General features: G+C 66.2%; 17 protein-coding genes. 9 read left to right on the top strand and 8 right to left on the bottom strand.

Going from position 1 to position 17889, the window contains the following annotated elements; translation table 11 throughout:
• Positions 1-223: 223 nt before the first annotated feature.
• The 3 genes from QX128_RS30200 to QX128_RS30190 form a co-directional block, all read right to left on the bottom strand.
• A complete protein-coding gene (locus QX128_RS30200) occupies positions 224-2209 on the bottom strand; it encodes a carbohydrate porin (protein ID WP_316239342.1) in 1986 nt (661 codons plus the stop codon).
• A 349-nt stretch (positions 2210-2558) separates the two neighbouring features.
• The gene (locus tag QX128_RS30195) at positions 2559-2840 is read right to left on the bottom strand and encodes a hypothetical protein (protein ID WP_315752260.1); all 282 of its coding nucleotides are present in this window, start codon (positions 2838-2840) and stop codon (positions 2559-2561) included.
• Between the two features lie 147 nt (positions 2841-2987).
• Positions 2988-3830 (bottom strand): creatininase family protein, encoded by an 843-nt coding sequence (locus tag QX128_RS30190; RefSeq protein WP_410053196.1) that lies wholly within the window; start codon positions 3828-3830, stop codon positions 2988-2990.
• Between the two features lie 109 nt (positions 3831-3939).
• Between QX128_RS30190 and QX128_RS30185 the strand changes: the two genes are divergently transcribed.
• The 7 genes from QX128_RS30185 (at position 3940) to QX128_RS30155 (ending at position 10474) form a co-directional block, all read left to right on the top strand.
• Entirely contained in the window at positions 3940-4929 is a 990-nt protein-coding gene (locus QX128_RS30185) for an ABC transporter substrate-binding protein (RefSeq protein WP_315800907.1), read from the top strand.
• Between the two features lie 25 nt (positions 4930-4954).
• Positions 4955-5752 carry an ABC transporter ATP-binding protein gene (locus QX128_RS30180; protein WP_315800528.1) on the top strand — a complete coding sequence of 266 codons (798 nt, stop codon included), beginning with the start codon at positions 4955-4957 and terminating at the stop codon, positions 5750-5752.
• A gap of 2 nt (positions 5753-5754) precedes the next feature.
• On the top strand, positions 5755-6561 hold the full coding sequence (locus QX128_RS30175; RefSeq protein ID WP_315800527.1) for an ABC transporter permease: 807 nt from the start codon (positions 5755-5757) through the stop codon (positions 6559-6561).
• Positions 6561-7547 (top strand): 2-hydroxyacid dehydrogenase, encoded by a 987-nt coding sequence (locus tag QX128_RS30170; protein WP_315800526.1) that lies wholly within the window; start codon positions 6561-6563, stop codon positions 7545-7547. The genes QX128_RS30175 and QX128_RS30170 overlap by 1 nt, the downstream gene beginning before the upstream one ends.
• A gap of 86 nt (positions 7548-7633) precedes the next feature.
• Positions 7634-8230 carry an AprI/Inh family metalloprotease inhibitor gene (locus tag QX128_RS30165; protein WP_315800906.1) on the top strand — a complete coding sequence of 199 codons (597 nt, stop codon included), beginning with the start codon at positions 7634-7636 and terminating at the stop codon, positions 8228-8230.
• A gap of 155 nt (positions 8231-8385) precedes the next feature.
• Positions 8386-10038, top strand: a complete 1653-nt coding sequence (locus QX128_RS30160) for a PAS-domain containing protein (RefSeq protein ID WP_316239340.1) — start codon at positions 8386-8388, stop codon at positions 10036-10038.
• Positions 10039-10144: 106 nt separating this feature from the next.
• Positions 10145-10474 carry a hypothetical protein gene (locus QX128_RS30155; RefSeq protein WP_316183137.1) on the top strand — a complete coding sequence of 110 codons (330 nt, stop codon included), beginning with the start codon at positions 10145-10147 and terminating at the stop codon, positions 10472-10474.
• 3 nt (positions 10475-10477) lie between these two features.
• On the opposite strand, the gene QX128_RS30150 is transcribed toward QX128_RS30155, so the two are convergent.
• A complete protein-coding gene (locus QX128_RS30150; RefSeq protein WP_316183136.1) occupies positions 10478-11935 on the bottom strand; it encodes a PLP-dependent aminotransferase family protein in 1458 nt (485 codons plus the stop codon).
• Positions 11936-12038: 103 nt separating this feature from the next.
• On the opposite strand from QX128_RS30150, the gene QX128_RS30145 reads away from it, so the two are divergent.
• Entirely contained in the window at positions 12039-12899 is an 861-nt protein-coding gene (locus QX128_RS30145) for a DMT family transporter (protein ID WP_316183135.1), read from the top strand.
• An 11-nt stretch (positions 12900-12910) separates the two neighbouring features.
• Here the strand turns inward: QX128_RS30145 and QX128_RS30140 are convergent, their stop codons facing one another.
• Both QX128_RS30140 and QX128_RS30135 read right to left on the bottom strand, forming a co-directional pair.
• The gene (locus tag QX128_RS30140) at positions 12911-13624 is read right to left on the bottom strand and encodes a hypothetical protein (protein ID WP_315800521.1); all 714 of its coding nucleotides are present in this window, start codon (positions 13622-13624) and stop codon (positions 12911-12913) included.
• A 90-nt stretch (positions 13625-13714) separates the two neighbouring features.
• Entirely contained in the window at positions 13715-15388 is a 1674-nt protein-coding gene (locus tag QX128_RS30135) for a PAS domain-containing methyl-accepting chemotaxis protein (RefSeq protein ID WP_316239339.1), read from the bottom strand.
• 560 nt (positions 15389-15948) lie between these two features.
• On the opposite strand from QX128_RS30135, the gene QX128_RS30130 reads away from it, so the two are divergent.
• The gene (locus QX128_RS30130; RefSeq protein WP_316183133.1) at positions 15949-16434 is read left to right on the top strand and encodes a Crp/Fnr family transcriptional regulator; all 486 of its coding nucleotides are present in this window, start codon (positions 15949-15951) and stop codon (positions 16432-16434) included.
• An 89-nt stretch (positions 16435-16523) separates the two neighbouring features.
• Here QX128_RS30130 and radC read toward each other — a convergent pair whose 3' ends face one another.
• Positions 16524-17237 carry a RadC family protein gene (radC, locus tag QX128_RS30125; protein WP_315800904.1) on the bottom strand — a complete coding sequence of 238 codons (714 nt, stop codon included), beginning with the start codon at positions 17235-17237 and terminating at the stop codon, positions 16524-16526.
• A 70-nt stretch (positions 17238-17307) separates the two neighbouring features.
• Positions 17308-17847 carry an MAPEG family protein gene (locus QX128_RS30120; protein ID WP_315800519.1) on the bottom strand — a complete coding sequence of 180 codons (540 nt, stop codon included), beginning with the start codon at positions 17845-17847 and terminating at the stop codon, positions 17308-17310.
• Between the last annotated feature and the right edge of the window lie 42 nt (positions 17848-17889).

The raw sequence follows: 17889 nt of genomic DNA, 5'->3' as shown, positions 1-17889 counted from the left end.
CGCCGGGACCCATACCGCGTGATCTATCGAAGGCACTCGGAACGGCGACGAATTGCCGCCACCACGGGCGCTGACGATCAGGCAGGACAACTGCCAGCGAGGTCCCTCGATGGCGTCCGCGGTATGGGTCCCGGCGTTCGCCGGGACGACACCTTTTGTGGAGCGCCAGTTTCGGCTCTCACTGGCGTCAGGCCGCAGGGCGCAACGCCTGCGCGACCGCTCCTCAGAAATCCCCGTGCAGCCGCCCGGAGAAGATCGACACCGGGCCGCGGTCGGCGTTGTAGGCGGGGTTGCTGACGAATTGGTAGTCGGCGGTGAAGGTCAGGTACTTGTTGATGGAATAGGCGTAGTAGGCCTCGATGATGTTCTCGCGCCGGTAGTTCAGGGCGCCGTCGCCGATCAGCGGGCCGAGGCCACCGGCGGCGAGGAAGGCGCGGTGGTCGCGCGACAGGCCGTTGGTCACGCCGGCGAGGCCGATCGTGTCGTCGGGACGGCCCCAGCGGGTGCCCTTGATCGAGCTGCCCAGCGACAGGCTGTTGTCGATGTCGGTGAACGCCATGATCTCGGTCTTGCCGTCGTTCCAGCTCCAGCGCCCGAACAGGCCGACATCGTCCGTCAGCGCCTGGTCGAAGCTGACGACATAGCCGTATTTGCTGCGGCCGCGCCGCGTCTGGCTGATGTCGAGATTGAGCGCGGCATCGTCGAGCGTCTCTCGATAGCTGCCGGAAAACACGCTGTTGAACCAGCCGATTGTGCGTAGGTGACCGGGCTGCGAGAACAACTGATAGCGCGTTTCCAATTCGACGACGTAGCTGCCGCGGCGGAAGACGTTCATGTCGAAATTGTTCGAGTTCGATACTGCGTCCATGAGGAAATAGCCGGCGCGCAGCGCCCAGCTCTTTTGATTGAGCTCGGCTGTCGCGCCGTAGGTCAGGCCGAGCTTGTCGGCGGCGTAGTCGAAGGCGCCGGGCGCCCACACCGACCAGTTCATGAAGTCCTTGCGCGCGTCCTTGGCGTAGGCGTTGCCGTCGAACACGTCGAGCACGGGAAATTTGCCGATCTGCACGGTGAGTCGCGAGACGTCCTGCTTGCCCGATAGCTGCAACTGGCCGCTGCCGAGCTGCTCCTGCTCGCCGCCGAAGCCGAAGGTCTGGCGCAGGAACAGGCGCGAGGTGTTGTAGTGGGGATAGGGGAAGTCCGACTTCTGCGCCTCGCCATTGGAGAAGCCGCCAAGGCCGACGGTGTTGCTGAGGCCGAAGCCCTGCAGCAGCTCGGGATTGTAGTAGACCTCGCCGCCATCCCACAGCCGCGCGTTGATGTACAGGCTATTGCTCCAGGTCTCCTGGAACTGGCGCGCGGGCGTCAGGCTGTTGGCGCCGGTGTAGGCGGCGCGGAACGCCGGATAGCCCTGGCCGATCACGGTCGCCTGGCCGTGGATCTCCCAGCGGTCGGATTCGGGATCGGACGGATCGCTCTTGAGCTTCAGATCGGGACCGCCGGCGAAGTCCAGCTTGCGGTTGAGCCCAACCCGCAGGGTCTGGAATTCGAGCGCGGAATTGTAGCTGGCACCGTTGGAGAAGCGGACGCCGGCGTTCTCGAAATGGCTGTAGAGATATTCGAGGCGCCAGCTCCAATGCGGCGCAAAGCTGCGCTCGATGCCGGCGCCGGCGGCCCAGCCGAGCCGCGTCGTCAGCAGCTTCTCGGTGTCGCCGGCCGCAGTGGTGTTGATGAAGCGGCCGCCGGTCCAGGCCAGGCCGCCGGTGGCATAGACCAGCCAGTCGCCCCTGACGTAGCCGACCCGGCCGCGGGCGGTGGCGACATAGTCCCACAGCTCGGAGACGTTCGAGCCGGGTGTGCCCAGCATCGCGACGGTGTGGTTGGAGGTGAGATAGTTCGGAAAGCTGAAATCGCCCTCGAGCCCGAGCAGCAGGCCGGAGCGGGTGACCCAGTTGTAGCCGGCCTGCGCGCCACCGGTGAGGCCGCTGAACGGGCTGCCGGCGCTGGCCGTCCCGCTCGGGTCGGTCAGGGTCGCCCGGGCATGGTCACGGGTATAGCCGGCATGGACGCCGACATAGAGGCCGGTCCAGTCGAACACCGTCTGTGCCATCCGGGCCTTGACCGGCAGGTCGGCGGCAGCAGCGGGGGCGGCGAGCGCGGCGATCATGGCGGCGGTCGCGATCGTCTCCCGGGTGCAGTTCGAACGGATCATGGCAGCAGATTCCCAAGGCGAGGCACACGACGACACCGGCAACGTCACACCTGATTGCCCGCGCACAGTCACGAGAAGATTACGGAGTAGATGATGTTCGATCGGAAGTGTGGATGAGCTGCGGCGATTTAGGGATGATTTATATTGCGATTAATTCGCAACAGCAAGCGCAGGGCTGGTTCATTCGGTTTCTGATTGCGGGTGTGGCGCCTGCGCAACAAAAAACCCGCCCGGGGCGGCCGGGCGGGTTGTCGAGATCGCGGATCGGGGCAGGTGGAAGCCCGGCCGTGGCGGATGGGGCGAGGCGGGCCTTGGCCGTGATTGGGCGGGGCGAGGCGAGCGCCCAGCATCAATAGCCGCAGGCCCTGACGCGGCCGACATACTGGCCGTAGACGTTGTACTGCGGCACCCAGCGGCAGTACCGATAGCCACCGCCGTAATAGTAGCCGTCGTTGCTGGCGGCGATGGCGCTGCCGACGACGGCGGCTCCGACGAGGCCGGCACCGACGCCCCAGCCCCAGTGATGATGGTGGAAGCCGTTGGCCGCAGCGGGCGTCGACGTCGCCGCGATGCTGCCGGTGACGGCGAGCGCGGTCAGTGCGAGGGCGGCAATCTTGGTCTTGATCGACATGGTCGAAGGCTCCTGTTTGCTATTGGGGCGGCCGGCGTCGGCCGCTTGCCAAATTGGACGGAGCCTTTTCGAAACCGGTTCGAATCGCCGGATGAGGTGCCCGGCGCCCTGAAAATTCGTTCGTTGATACAGGGGCTTGGCCTCGGTTCAGCAGCCCGGCAACGGGCCGCGGCGAAGCGTGTTCACGTCGAAGTTATCGACGTCCTCCAGCAGCGCGCAGAACGCCCGCGCGCCGTGGTCCAGCACGCGCTCGCCCTTCTCCGCCGACGCCTGCGTGGCATCGCCGACCGCACCGCTCGCATTCAGGTCCTGCGTCTGCCAGGCCATCGGCGCCGGCCGCTGCGTCGAGAGCACCTTGCAGGTGGTTTCCATTTCAGCGCCGCGCGAGGGGAAAGCGGCGATGGCATCGGTGCGCACCAGCGTGGGATGGCAGGCCAGCATGATCGAGGTCTCGACGGCGCCGCCGTGGATGCCGTGCCGCAGCTCATCGGCCGAGAACAACCCATCGGGCGCACCGAAGCGCGACCATGACGTCGTCACCACCAGCATGCGGTGATCAGCGCGCAGATCCTGCGCGACCAGGGTCATCGCAGCGCTGTTGCCGCCATGGCTGGTGACGATCACGAGCTTCCTGAGTCCAGCGCGCGCGACGCTGTCGCCGAGAGCACGCCAGCTCCGCAGCGCGACCTCCGTCGGCACGGTCAGCGTGCCCGGATAGTCGATATGCTCGGTCGAGATCCCCACGGGCTGCACCGGCAGCACCGTCACCGGCAGCGCCGGCGGCAGCAGCGCGCGGACGCGCGCGAGATAAGCCTCGGCAATGTAGACGTCAGTGCCGAGAGGCAGGTGCGGCCCATGCTGCTCGGTGGCGGCGAGCGGCAGCACCGCGATCCAGCGCGCGGTCTCGGGCGTTCCCGAGTCGGGCGCTCCAAAATCCGGCCAGTGCAGCTCGGTCCAGTCGCGGGGCGGCACGGTCATCGCGCGGGCCATTTCCTTCGTCCGTCGGGCAGGGTAGTTATCACCGATTGATCTTAGCATGTTCAGCCAGAAAGAACCGGGGAGACCAGACATGGCGCAGGCGCTTCTGTCGCGAACGTTAATGGCGGCATCGCTGGTCGTAGCCGGACTGATCTCGGCGGCTCAGGCCCAGATGCTGGACAAGGTCTCGTTCGGCACCAACTGGGTTGCCGAGGCCGAGCATGGCGGCTTCTTCCAGGCGGTCGCCGACGGCACCTACAAGCGCTACGGACTGGACGTGACGATCGTGCCGGGCGGTCCGAACGAGAACAACCGCATGCTGCTGATCTCCGGCAAGATCGAGTTCTTCATGGCCGCAAATACGCTGATGTCGTTCGACGCCGTCGCCAACAACGTGCCGGTGGTGTCGATCGCGGCGATGTTCCAGAAGGATCCGCAGGTGTTCCTGACCCATCCGGAGTCCAGGATCACCAAGCTCGAGGAGCTGAAGCCGCTGACCCTGTTCGTCTCCAAGGAAGGCATCTCCAGCTACTATCAATGGCTGAAATCGGAATACGGCTTCTCCGAGAAGAATGTCCGCCCCTACACGTTCAATCCGCAGCCCTTCATCGCTACGCCGCAGAGCGCAATGCAGGGGTATGTCACGTCGGAGCCGTTCGCGGTCGAGCGCGCCGCCGGCTTCAAGCCCGGCGTGATCCTGCTCGCGGACAACGGCTTCAACACCTATTCGACCCTGATCGAGACGCGGCGCGACCTCATCGAGAGCAAGCCGGACCTGGTGCAGCGTTTCGTCGATGCTTCGATCATCGGCTGGTACAATTACATCTACGGCGACAATTCCGCGGGCAACGCGCTGATCAAGAAGATGAACCCGGAGATGACCGATGATCTCCTTGCCTATTCGGTCGCCAAGATGAAGGAGTACGGCATCGTCGATTCCGGCGACAGCGTGGAGAAGGGCATCGGCGCCATGACGGACGAGCGCGTCGCCAGCTTCTTCGACAAGATGGTGCGGGCCGGCGTCGTCAAGTCGACGATCGACTATCGCAAGTCGTATACGCTGCGTTTCGTCAACAAGGGCGTCGGCATCGATCTCCGGCCGAAGAAGTAGGACGCTCGAGCGGCGCTTTCAGCAAATGAGCTCACCCCCTTCGTCCGAGCGCGCCGTTGCGACCGCGGTATGCCTGCGCGGCGTCACCAAGGTGTACGAGTCCGGCGTCGCCGCGCTGGGGCCGATCGATCTGACCATCGCCAAAGGCGAATTCGTCTCGCTGCTCGGCCCCTCCGGCTGTGGCAAGTCGACGGCGCTGCGCCTGATTGCGGGTCTGGTGGCGCCAAGCGCCGGGACGGTGGATGTCGCCGCCTCGTCAGAGGCGCATCCCGGCGATCGCGTCGGCTTCGTGTTCCAGGAGCCGACCCTGATGCCCTGGACCAGCGTGCGCGACAATGTCGGCCTGCCGTTGAAGCTTGCGCGGGTGCCGGCGAGCCAGGCGCGTCCAAGGATCGATGCGGCGCTCGAGCAGGTCGGTCTCGCTGATTTTGCCGACGCCTTTCCGCGCGAACTATCCGGCGGCATGAAGATGCGCGCCTCGCTGGCGCGCGCGCTCGTCACGCACCCCGGCATCCTGCTGATGGACGAGCCGTTCGCGGCCCTCGACGAGATCACGCGCTTCCGCCTCAACAATGATCTGCTGGAGCTGTGGCGCAGGCTGAACATGACGGTCGTGTTCGTCACCCATTCGGTGTTCGAGTCGGTCTATCTGTCGCAGCGCGTGCTGGTGATGACGGCGCGACCCGGCCGGCTCAGTGCCGAGATCAGGATCGACGCTGACCAGCGCGATGATGCGTTCCGTGCCTCGCCGGCTTATGCCGATGATTGCCGCCGGGTCTCTGACGCGCTCGCACCGGCCTATACCGGAGTGCATGCGCTGTGAGCATGCAGGGTCGAGAATCGTCCCTCTCGGGCGCGCGGCTTGCGAGCCTCGCCTTTCCCGCGATCGTGTTCGTCGCTGCGATGACGGCGTGGGAGCTGGTTGTGCGCCTCAACGGCATCCAGCCCTATGTGTTGCCCGGGCCGCTGCTGGTGCTGAAGACGCTTGTCGCCGATTGGGACATTCTCGCGCAATCGCTGCTGACGACCCTGATCACGACATTCGAAGGCTTCATCGCCGCAGCGCTCGGCGGCATCGCGCTGGCGCTGTTGTTCAACCAGTCGAAATGGCTGGAATGGGCGTTGTTTCCCTATGCCGTCGTGCTGCAGGTGACACCGGTCATCGCGATTGCGCCGATGCTCCTGATCTATCTGCCGCAGCAGACGGCGGTGGTCGTATGCGCCTGGATCGTCGGCTTCTTCCCGGTGCTGTCCAACACCGCGCTCGGCCTCAACTCGGTCGATCGCAATCTCGCCGGGCTGTTCCAGCTCTATGGCGCCTCGCGCTGGCAGACCTTGCGCTATCTGAAGCTGCCGGCGGCGCTGCCTTACATTCTCGGCGGCCTGCGCATCGCCGGCGGCCTGTCGCTGATCGGCGCGGTCGTCGCCGAGATCGCGGCGGGCAGCGCTGGTGCCGGATCCGGTCTCGCCTATCGCATCGCGGAATCCGGCTATCGTCTCAACATACCCCGCATGTTCGCAGCGCTGGTGCTGCTGTCGGTCGCCGGGATTGTCATTTATGGCTTGCTGGCGCTAGTTTCGCACCTCGTTTTACGGCGCTGGCATGAGAGCGCGCTTGGAAAGGACAACTGATGGCGGCGACTTCGTCTGACAAGATCGATGTTCTGGTCTATGGGCCGCTGCGGCCGATCCTGGAAAAAGGATTCCCGGACAGCTTCAACGTGCACCATGCGACGACGCAGGCCGATCTCGAAGCGCTGCCGGCGGATGTGAAGGGCCGGATCCGCGGCATCGCCGTGACCTTCCACACCGTCAAGACCGACGCCGCCGTGATGGCGATGCTCCCCAAGCTCGAGATGATCGCAAGCTTCGGCGTCGGCTACGACCACATCGCAGCCGCGCATGCCGGCCAGCACGGCATCATCGTCACCAACACGCCCGACGTGCTGACCGAGGAGGTCGCCGACGTGGCGCTCGGGCTCCTGATCGCGACGTGCCGCGAATTCATCAAGGCCGATCGCTTCGTTCGTTCGGGGGAGTGGAGCGAGAAGCCCTATCCGCTCAGCGTCGGCTCGCTGCGCGACCGCACCGTTGGCATGGTCGGCATGGGCCGCATCGGCCAGGCGATCGCGCGCCGGCTCGAAGCGTCGCTCGTCCCCGTCGTCTATCACTCGCGCAACCCGGCGGCGGGCGTCGCCAACAAACACTATCCCGACCTGCTCGCGATGGCCAAGGACGTCGACACGCTGGTCGTCATCGTGCCTGGCGGTGCCGGCACCAACAAAATCGTCAACGCCGAGGTGCTGAAGGCGCTCGGACCGCGCGGCGTCGTCGTCAACGTCGCCCGCGGCTCGGTCATCGACGAGCAGGCTCTGGTCGAAGCGCTGAAGTCCGGCACGATTCTCGCCGCCGGCCTCGACGTGTTCGAGAAGGAGCCGGCGGTGCCGGACGCGCTCAAGGCGATGGACAATGTCGTGCTGCTGCCACACATCGGCTCGGCTGCCATCGTAACCCGCAACGCAATGGATCAGCTGGTGGTCGACAACCTCAAGGTCTGGTTTGCCGGCAAGCCGCCGCTGACGCCCGTTCCGGAAACGCCGGTGAAAGGTCGCCGATGAAACGTCCGCTCCCATTGCTGATCGCGCTGCTGTCGGTGGCGGGCGTCCCTGTCGTCGCACAAGACGCCGCCAGCCTGAAGAAGGCGATGATCGGGCAGTGGGAGCTCGCGACCACCGAGCGCAGCAAGACCTGCGTCGTGACCCTGAAGCCGGACGTCGCGCCGCGCGGGCAGAAGCTCGAGCTGGAGCCGAGCTGCGCCACGGCGCTGCCCTTCACCAAGGACATCGCCGGCTGGAACGTGAAGGGCCTCGACATCGTCAGCCTCCAGGCCGCCAATGGCGAGGCGGTGATCGATTTCACCGAGGTCGAGGCCGGCATCTTCGAAGGCCTGCGTCAGGGCGAGGGCGTCTACATCCTGCAGAACCTGGCGGCGGCGCGGTCGCTGGCGAAATCCATGGACCAGATGATCGGCGACTGGGCCATGGTCCGCGGCAACGGCGCCACGATCTGCAGCCTGGTGCTGACCAACAACGACGCCGGCAATGATAATTTCCAGGTGTTCGTGAAGCCGAAATGCGATCCCGCCGTCGCGGCGTTCGCACCGAGCCAATGGCGGCTCGAGCATGGCCAGATGATGCTGATGTCGGACCGTGGCGAGACCTGGCGGTTCGAAGCGGACGACAATGCGCAGTGGCGGCTCGTGCCCGACAGCGCCAATCCGCTGATCATGCTCAGGCAGTAAGGCGAGCCGCGCGCCGCTGAGGCCCTGCTGCGCGGCGGGCACGTCTGTTCCGGCACCGTTTGGTTAACGACTGGTTGCGCGCTGGTTCCACGCATCGGAACTTGTTGTTTACGCATTGTGCGTCTGATGGTTGTACTCCACCCAGGGAGCCCGCCATGCGTGAGCTATTGCGCCGGTTCAACAGGTCGCTGCCGTCGTTCAGCCTGAACGACAAGATCTCCGCGGCTGCGGCCGCATTCGCCGTCCTGGTGATGCTGTCCACTTTGGGCGCGCTGTCGGCGCTGCGCGAGCAGCGCCTGTTCTACGATCGGCTCGAAGCGCTTGCCGCGGCGTCCCGCAACACCGAGCGGACCAACGCGCTGATCTACGCGGTCGTGATGGAATCGCGCGGCATCTACATGTCGGCGGACCGCACCGTCGCGCGGCGCTATGCCGATGCGCAGCTCGTGAAGCTGGCGCAGCTGAGCAAGGTGGTGGAGGAGTGGGAAGCCCAGGTCACCGACGGTGACGCCGCGCTGTTCACCCCATTCAAGAAGCGGATCGAACAATTCGTCGCATTCCGCACCGAGATGGCGCGGCAGACGATTTCGGTCGGATCGTCCGCGGCGCGCGAGCTCGGCGACAATGACGAGAATCGCGCGGTGCGCACCGCGCTCAACGAGGACCTCGAGAAATTGTCGCGGCTCTATGCCGACCGCACCCGCGAGCTCGGCGAGACGGCCGATGCGCGCGGCATGGCCGCGTTCTATCTGGGGGCGCTCGGAGCGGTGATCATCACGCTGATCGCGGCCGCGGCGCTGGCGCTGCGCCGGGGCGTGCTGATGCCGCTGCTCGACATCGCCCGCGTCACCGACCGCATCGCCGCCGGCCGCATCAAGCTCAAGATTCCGCACGCGCGGCGCCATGACGAGATCGGACGGGTCGCGCAGGCCGTCGCGACCTATCAGGACGGTGCATTCCGCCTGCATGAGCTCGAGCAGCACGAGGTCGAGATCGAGCGCCAGTACACCGACATCCTGCGCCAGCACGAGCAGCTCGAGCAGGGCGCGATCAGCAGCCAGCAGCGGCTCGATGCGGCGGTCGCCAACATGGCCCAGGGCCTGATCATGCTCGACAGCTTCGGCTACGTGCTGATGGTCAACGACCAGTTCCGCAGGCTGTACAACGTTCCAGCTTCGATCGCAAAACCCGGTGCACATGTGCGCGAGATCCTCGCGCATCGCGCCAAGGTCGGTCTGCTGCGGGAGAAGCCGTCGGAATATCTCGCCGCGCTCCGCGAGCGCATGAAGGAGCGCCGGGCCGAGATCTTCGAGGTCGAGCTCGCCGACGGCCGCATCATCCGCATCTCGGAACGCCCTGTGGATGGCGGCGGCTGGATCGCCACGCACGAGGACTTCACCGCGCAGCGCCGGGCCGAGCGCAAGCTCGCGCGCGCCGAATACTTCCTCGCCGCACTGCTCGAGAACATCCCGCAGGCGGTGCTGGCCAAGGAGGCGCAGTCGCTGCGTTACATGTTCGTCAATCGCGCCGCCGAGCGTCTGTTCGGCGTGCCACGCACGGACATCATCGGCCGCACGCCGGCCGAGCTGTTCTCCCCGCCGACCGGCGCGATCCTCGAGGAAGCCGCCCGCGAACAGCTCGCAGGGCGCGGCGACGATGAGCCGCGAGCCCATAGCATTCTCACGCCCGGAAACGGTCCGCGCGACATCGTCGTGCGCCGGCTGCCAGTCTCGATCGGTGAGGGCGAGCCGAAATATCTGCTCAGCATCATCGAGGACCGCACGCAGGATCAGCGCGCGGCAGCATGATGCGTCACTGGCAACGTCCGGGATTCCCCCGCCTTGACGTCGCCTTGATCTGCATCAAGAACGGCCCCGCCGGGTGGAATAGCGTGCCCGAAACGGAGACCTGTTCATGATCCGACGTCTGGGGATTCCTTTCGCCACCCGCCTTGGCGCTGCCGCGCTGCTCATGCTTTCGGTCGCAGCGCCGCTGCATCAGGCTGCCGCGCAGGACGCGCTGGGTGGCGCCATCCTCGGCGGCGCCGGCGGCGCGATTCTGGGCGGCGCGATCGGCGGCGGCCGTGGTGCTGCGATCGGCGCGGTGATCGGGGCCGGCACCGGAGCTGCCATCGCGGCCGACGGCGAGCGCCGTCGTGGCGGTTATTATTCCTATCGCAACGGCTGCTATCTGCAACGCGGCGACGGCTCCTGGGTTCGCGCGCATCCGCGCTACTGCTACTAAGCCTTATCCGTCGGCCGAATTGGCCGCTTGGCCGCGCGATGAACGCGCGGCCGGCGACTTGGTTGCGCGCTCCAGCACCTGGATGACGCGCGGATCCTCGCAATGCGCGACGTTGAAGCGCATCATCGTCGCGGCGGATTGCGCCGCGCTGAAGACGTCGCCGGGCGCGAGCACCACGTGCTCCTCGAGCGCGGCCTGGGCCACCTCGATCGCCGTACAGCCGTCCGGCAACCTGCACCACAGATGAAAGCCGCCGCGTGGCATCAGCCATGGGGCGATACCGATGCGCTGCAGCCGTGCCGCCACCCGCGGCCGCGCTCGCGCAAGCCGTGCCCGCAGGTCCTCGACGTGCTTGCGGTAGCTGCCGCTGGTCAGCACCTGGGTCAACGTCTCCGCGGCGAATTGTCCGGGACCGCCGAAGCCGGTCGCGATCTGCAGGTCGATCAGCGGCTCGATCCAGTCCGCGCGCGCCGCGATGTAGCCGCAGCGCACCGAGGCCGACAGTGTCTTGGAGAAGCTGCCGACCAGGATCACCCGCGCAAGCCCGTCGAGCGCGGCGAGCCGCGGCGACGGCGCGGGTTCGAAATCGCCGTAGATGTCGTCCTCGACGATGATCGTGTCATGCGCTGACGCGGCGTTGAGCAGCCGGTGCGCCGTCTGCAGCGACAGCGTCGCCCCGGTCGGATTGTGCAGACCGGAATTGGTGATGTAGAGCCGCGGGCGCTCGGCCGCGAGCACTGCCTCGAACCGGGCGATGTCGGGTCCGCCCGGCGTCATCGGCACGCTGACGATCCGCGCCTGATGCGCGCGCAGCAGGGCGAGGAAGTTGAAGTAGCAGGGATCGTCGACCAGCACGGCGTCGCCGGGACGCAGCAGCATGCGGCAGATCAGGTCGATCGCCTGCGTACCGGACGAGGTCAGCACCAGTTGCTCGCTGAACGCGTCGATGCCGATAGCGGCAAGGCGGCCCTGCAGCAACCGCCGTAGCGCCGCCGATCCGCGTGCAGCGCCGTAGTCGCTCAGCACCCGCCCGCCGCCGCGCGCCAGCGCGCGGACCGCGCGCCGCAGCGCGTCCTGCGGCATCCACTCGGCCGGCAGCCAGCCGCAGCCGGGCGTCAGCGTTCCCGGCCCGGCGTCGAGCGACTGCCGCGACACCCAAAACGGGTCGACCGCGCGCGGACGGCGCGGCTCGCGATCGCCGAGGGCCAGCGGCGGCAGCGCCGTATCGGCGACATAGAAGCCGGAGCCGCGCCGGGCGCGGATCACGCCTTCCGCGGCAAGTCGGTCATAGGCCTCGACGACGGTGGCTGGCGAGACCCCCATCGCCGCGGCGAAGGCGCGGATCGAGGGCAGACGCTGGCCGGCGCTGAGCGCGCGCGTCGCCAGGCGCTGCCGGATCGCATCGACCACGGCGATGGTCCGCGTGCCGCCCCGGCGGAAATCGCGCGTCACTTCTCCCAAGTGTGTCGCCCTTTGCACCAATACAGATTGTGGAAATTGTATCGGTCTGTCGCTGCCGCAACAAGCCTGGTCGGGCTATGGGATCTGCGAGGAGGAGCCGTGCATGAAGGGATCGATCGAAGGCTGGGGGAGCGGCATCGTCGGCATGACGATCTTCAGCGGCTCGCTGCCGGCGACGCGGGCGGCACTGGAGGGTTTTTCGCCGCTGTTCCTGACGGGCGCACGCGCGACGCTCGCGGCCGTGCTGGCCGCGCTTTGTCTCATGCTGCTGCGTCAGCCGCTCCCCGGCCGGCGCGATCTGGTGTCGCTGGCAGTCGTGTCGCTCGGTGTCGTCATCGGTTTTCCGCTGCTCACCGCTCTGGCGCTCCAGCACATCACCTCGGCCCACGCGATCGTGTTCGTCGGTCTGCTGCCGCTGTCGACCGCCTTGTTCGGCGTGCTGCGCGGCGGCGAGCGGCCGCGGCCGTTGTTCTGGCTGTTCGCTGCGCTCGGGGCTGCGGCGGTCTCGGGCTTCGCCCTGTCGCAGGATGGCGTCGCGTCGCCGATCGGCGATCTCGCGATGATCGCCGCGATCATCGTCTGCGGCCTGGGCTATGCCGAGGGCGCCATGCTCACGCGCAGGCTCGGCGGCTGGCAGGTGATCTCGTGGGCGCTGCTGTTGTCCGCGCCGCTGATGCTGCTGATGGCGGTGCTGACGCTGCCCGCCGCATCCCGTGACATCACGGCCGCGGCGTGGCTGGGCCTCGCCTATGTCTCCGTCTTCAGCATGTTCGTCGGCTTCGCCTTCTGGTACCGCGGGCTCGCCCGTGGCGGCACTGCGACGGTGGGCCAACTGCAACTGCTGCAGCCCTTCCTTGGCCTCGGTTTCGCGAGCCTGCTGCTGCATGAGCCGGTGTCGGCAACGATGATTGCCGCAGCCGGAATCGTCGTCGTCTGCGTGGCGATGGCGCGCCGCTGGGCGTAAGCCGTCGGCGGCTATTTGCGATGATAGAGTCCGGTGAAGCTGACGCCGGCGCCGCCGCAATCATTGTTGTCCTCGACCAGCAGAAGCGCGCCGATTCGCTGCAGGCGCACGCGGCACTCGTCGCCGGCATTCGGCCGCTCGAACGGCGTGCTGCCGTCGTCGACAAAGGCAATGAGGCCGCCCTTCGGCTCTGCCGTGGCGCCGAGCGATCCGTTGCGCAACTCGCGCCCGGCCGGCAGCACCTGATCGCCTTCGATCCGGAGCCGGTTGCCGGCCTCTTTCCTGATCGTCAGCCCCCCTCCAGGGTGCTCCCAGCTTCCGGTCCAGTCGGCTGTCGTCGGCGCGGCCATCGGCTCGACGGCGGTGAGGGCAGCGCGCGGCAACCAGCCGGTGGTCCAGATCTGTGCCTTCGCATGCGGCTGCTGGTAGCTGACGCAGACGAAAGCGCCGCGGGTCCTGTCGACCAGCACGAGGTCGTCGCGGACGAGGTAAGCCTTCTTCCGGCAGGCGTCGGTCGCAGCGGGACAGCTGGCGGCCTTGAAGCCGTCGTCATAGGGGCTCTTGACGAAGTTCACCCGCGGCTGGCCGCTCACTTTGGCCACGACGAGCGGCCGCGCATCATCCCAGCCGACGCCATTGCAATTGGCGGGATCGTTGGCGTCGTAGGCGGCGGCCGCCGTGAGGGGCAGGACGCCCAGGATCAGTCCGATGAAGGCCGCGCGCATCCGTCGTTCCTCTCCACGCTTCGCCAGCATTAGCCGGCGCGGGAAGACGGCCGGTTCAAACCGGCCCGACGTTTCGTCTATCCCGCTCGTCTATCCCGCGGCGATCTTGGCGGCTTCGCTCGCCGCGCGCTGCATGCTGTTCGACATCTCGGTCGTCACCGTGCTCTGCTCCTCGACGGCTGCCGCCGTCGAGGTCACATACTCGCTCACATTGTGAATGGCCTGCTTGATCTCGCCGAGCGCCAGCACCACCTCGCCCGAGATGTTGTTGAGACCTTCGATCTCCTGCCCGATCTTGTCGGTGGCGTGCTTGGCCTGATTGGCGAGGCTCTTCACCTCGGAGGCCACGACGGCGAAGCCGCGTCCGGCCTCGCCGGCGCGGGCGGATTCGATCGTCGCGTTCAGTGCCAGCAGATTGATCTGCCCGGTGATGTTGTCGATCATCTCGACGATGCCGCTCATCGCTTGCGTCGCGGCGGAGAGATGCTGCGCCTGGGTGTCCGCCGCCCCGACGCGATCGACTGCGCCCATCGCGGTTTCCCGCGACTTGGTCATGGCCTCGGAGATCTCGCGCACGGAGGCGTTGAGCTCCTCGGCGCCGGCCGCAACCGATTCCATCATGCCGCGCACGCGCTCGTTGCCCATTCGCACCAGAACCTGCTTCGTGACGTCGGTCGCGTATTTGACGACCTTGAACGGCCTGCCGTTCAGATCGAGGATCGGATTGTACGACGCCTGGATGTAGACCTCCCTGCCGCCCTTTCCGATCCGCTTGTATTCGCCGGCCTGATATTCACCCCGGTTGAGCTTGGCCCAGAAGTCGCGATAGCCGGCGCCGTCGCGCTCGATTGGCTCGACGAACATGCTGTGGTGCTTGCCGCTGATTTCGCCGAGTGCATAGCCGAGCGCGGCCAGGAAATTGTCGTTCGCCGTGATCACCGTGCCGTCCATGTTGAACTCGATCACCGCCTGCGACTTTCCGATCGCCGCAATCTGGCCGGCCAGATCGGCGGTCTTCAGCTTCGCGGCCGTGACGTCGGTCGCGAACTTGACCACCGCGAACGGCTTGCCCCGCTCGTCGAGGATCGGATTGTAGGACGCGAGAATCCAGACCTCCTTGCCGTTCTTGCCGAGCCGCTTGTACTCGGCCGCCTGGTATTCGCCGCGATTGAGCTTGGCCCAGAAGTCGCGATAGGCCGCGCTGTCGCGCTCGGCGGGCTCGACGAACATGCTGTGGTGCTTGCCCTGGATTTCCCGTAACTCATAACCCATGACTTTCAGGAAGTTTTCGTTGGCCGTGGTGACCGTGCCGTCCATGTTGAACTCGATCACGGCCTGAGAGCGGTCGAGCGCGGCGATCTTGCCACTGTCTTTGAGGTGGGCGATCTTCTTGGCCGTGATGTCGATGGCGATCTTGACGATCTTGCAGGGCTTGCCCTTGGCGTCGAGAACCGGATTGTACGAGGCTTCGATCCAAACCTCGCGGCCGCCCTTGCCGATCCGCTTGAATTCCGCAGCCTGGAAGTCTCCCTTATTCAACGCGGCCCAGAACGCGCGATAGTCCGCGCTCTCGCGCTGATCCGCGGGCACGAACATCGAATGATGCTTGCCCTGAATCTCCTCGAGACGGTAGCCAAGTGCGTCGAGAAAGTTCTTGTTCGCCGTTCGGATAGTGCCGTCCATGTCGAATTCGATCATGGCTTGGGAGCGGCTGATGGCAGCGAGTTGAGCCTCTGCGCCTCCAGCGGTCTTGCGAGCGAACATCGAGCGGAGTCCTTCCAGATGGGAGCGAATTCGATGATGGTATTTGCGGGTTGTTAGCTGTACGCATCTACCGGCGGCAGAGAAGGGGACGGCTCGAACGAACGACCTGCCGTCGAACCTTCCGGCACACTGAACTAATTCAGCCGACAGCATCTCGGCCCTTAGCAGGGGAGATTCGCGTCGTTCGCGAGCCAGCTAACATCGACGAAAGTGGCGGAATCTTCTTAAGATTTGCGCTTCGGCGTTTAACGAATGTTATGCACTTGTGCTCGGGATCGTTCCTGATTTAATGCTGCCGTGATGCGCACAGAGAAGCGCCCCTGATGGGGAGACAGGACATCGGACCGCCGACGAGATGTGCCTCTTGTCCTGCCAGCGACAAGGGATTTTGCGGAGCTATCTTTGCGTCGTGCGGCGATCGAGCGGCTTTCAAGGAGCTGGATCAACGCTTCTTCACAGTCGCGGCCGGCCATCCCGTAGGAACCGACTCGGACATCATCGTCCTCTGCAGTGGATGGGCGTTCCGCTATCTGCCGTTCAGCGACGGCAGGCGGCAGATCGTGAAGTTCCTGTTCACGGGAGATTTTGCGTCCGTCCGGATGATCTTCTCGAACGTGCCGTCGCGTGCGGATTTTTCCGTCAAGTCGCTCTCGGATGTCCAAGTTTGCGCTTTCCACGCCGGCGCCTTGCGCAGGAAGTGCCTGACTGATCCCTCCCTGGTGGCGCTCGGGTTCGAGCTGCTCTTGCAGGAGAGGTCGGACGCGTATGAGCTCGCGAGCGTTCTGGGACAGCGCCCCGCCGAAGGCCGGATCGCCTTTCTCATTCTCAGCCTGATGAGACGGGCTAACGCGGGCCGGCTCGATCAATCTCGAAGATATTCGCTGCCGCTGCGCCAGCAGCACATCGCCGACACGGTCGGCCTTACCACCGTTCACGTCAGCCGCATCCTGGCGCAGTTTCGCGATCGTGGCATGCTGACGATCAGCGAGGGCAGCATCATCGTGCACGACCTGCCGGCGCTCGAGGACGCGGGTGCGCTGACATAGCCTGAGCCGCCTTCGCCGTACGAGGCATCGCAAATGCCGCTCGGAGCTGCGCCGCCGTCGGGCAGGAGGTCATCGCATCCGCGTAGCCTTCACATCACCCCGATGCTCTTCAGGCTGGTGTGGCCGTTCTTGCCGACGATGATGTGGTCGTGAACCGTGATTCCCAGCGGCTTGGCGATCTCCACGATCGTCTTGGTCATCCGGATGTCGGCCTGTGACGGCGTCGGATCGCCCGAGGGATGGTTGTGCACCAAGATGATCGCGGTGGCCGACAATTCGAGCGCCCGCTTGATCACCTCGCGCGGATAGACCGGCGTATGATCGACGGTGCCGGTCTGCTGCACCTCGTCGGCGATCAGCTGATTGCGCTTGTCGAGAAACAACAGCCTGAACTGCTCCTTGTCGGCGAACGCCATGCTGGTGCGGCAATAGGTGATGACGTCCTGCCAGGACGCCAGCGCGTGCTTCTGCCGCACCTCGCCCCTGGCGATGCGGTGCGCGGCGGCGGCGATCAGCTTGAGCTGGGTGATCGAGGCGTCGCCGACGCCGTCGATCTCGCGCAGCCGCGGCTCCGGCGCGTGGATCACCTCGGCGAACGATCCGAACGTTTTCAGCAGCGCCTTCGCCAGCGGCTTGACGTCGCGCCGCGGCAGCGCGGCGAACAGCACCATCTCCAGCAGCTCGTAGTCGTTGAGCGCGTCGGGGCCGGCGCTGTGAAAGCGCTCGCGCAGCCGCTGCCGGTGGCCGTGATAGTGCGGCGTGTCCGGCGGCGTATCGTTGGAAGGAGGGGCTTTCTCGGGCATCGGCGTCAGCATGCCGTGATGCCGCATTTTTGCAACCTCGAAGTGCTCGCGCGCCATGGGGCGCGCCTTGCTAGGCCGCGCGTCCCGTCAGCACGACGGCGAGGCCGACGATGAGCGAAAACGCTGTGGGATAGAAGGTGAGCGCAAAGCCGAAGGCGCGGCCCGCCGCGCCCCAGGCATAGCCGAGCCAGAACAGCAGCCGCCCGAGGCCGAACAGGATCACGAGCGTGAGCAGCAGCGGCGCGGGATGAGGCAGCGTCGCCGCCAGGCCGAGATGCACCGTGACCGCGAGCGCGGCCTGCTCCAGCGTGTTCTGCAGGATCGCATTTCCCCTGCGGACCGCATCGCTCGCGACCGTGGTCGCGCTGCCGGCGATGTCCTGGGCCGAGAAGAAACGCAGCCGGGCGACATTGCCGATCGCGGCGAGCAGCCAGACGATCACGAACAGATCGAGCCGCAGCGCGATGGCGAGGCGCTCTGCGGCGGGCTCCGCAGGGCCGTCGCCTCGCCACAGCGCGACGCCGATGGCCGCGATCGCGATCAGCGCGGCTGCGGCCATGCCGGCGGCGACCTGGGTCTGCTCGCGATGGAATGCTGCATCCTCGGCCATGGCGATCGAGTCCTCCTGGGGCACCGGACGACGTCCATTTTG

The sequence above is a fragment of the Bradyrhizobium sp. SZCCHNR1015 genome, assembly GCF_032489875.1.
Taxonomy (GTDB): domain Bacteria; phylum Pseudomonadota; class Alphaproteobacteria; order Rhizobiales; family Xanthobacteraceae; genus Bradyrhizobium.
The sequence above is the reverse complement of the archived record's forward strand: the minus strand, read 5'-3'. Positions and strand labels throughout refer to the sequence as shown.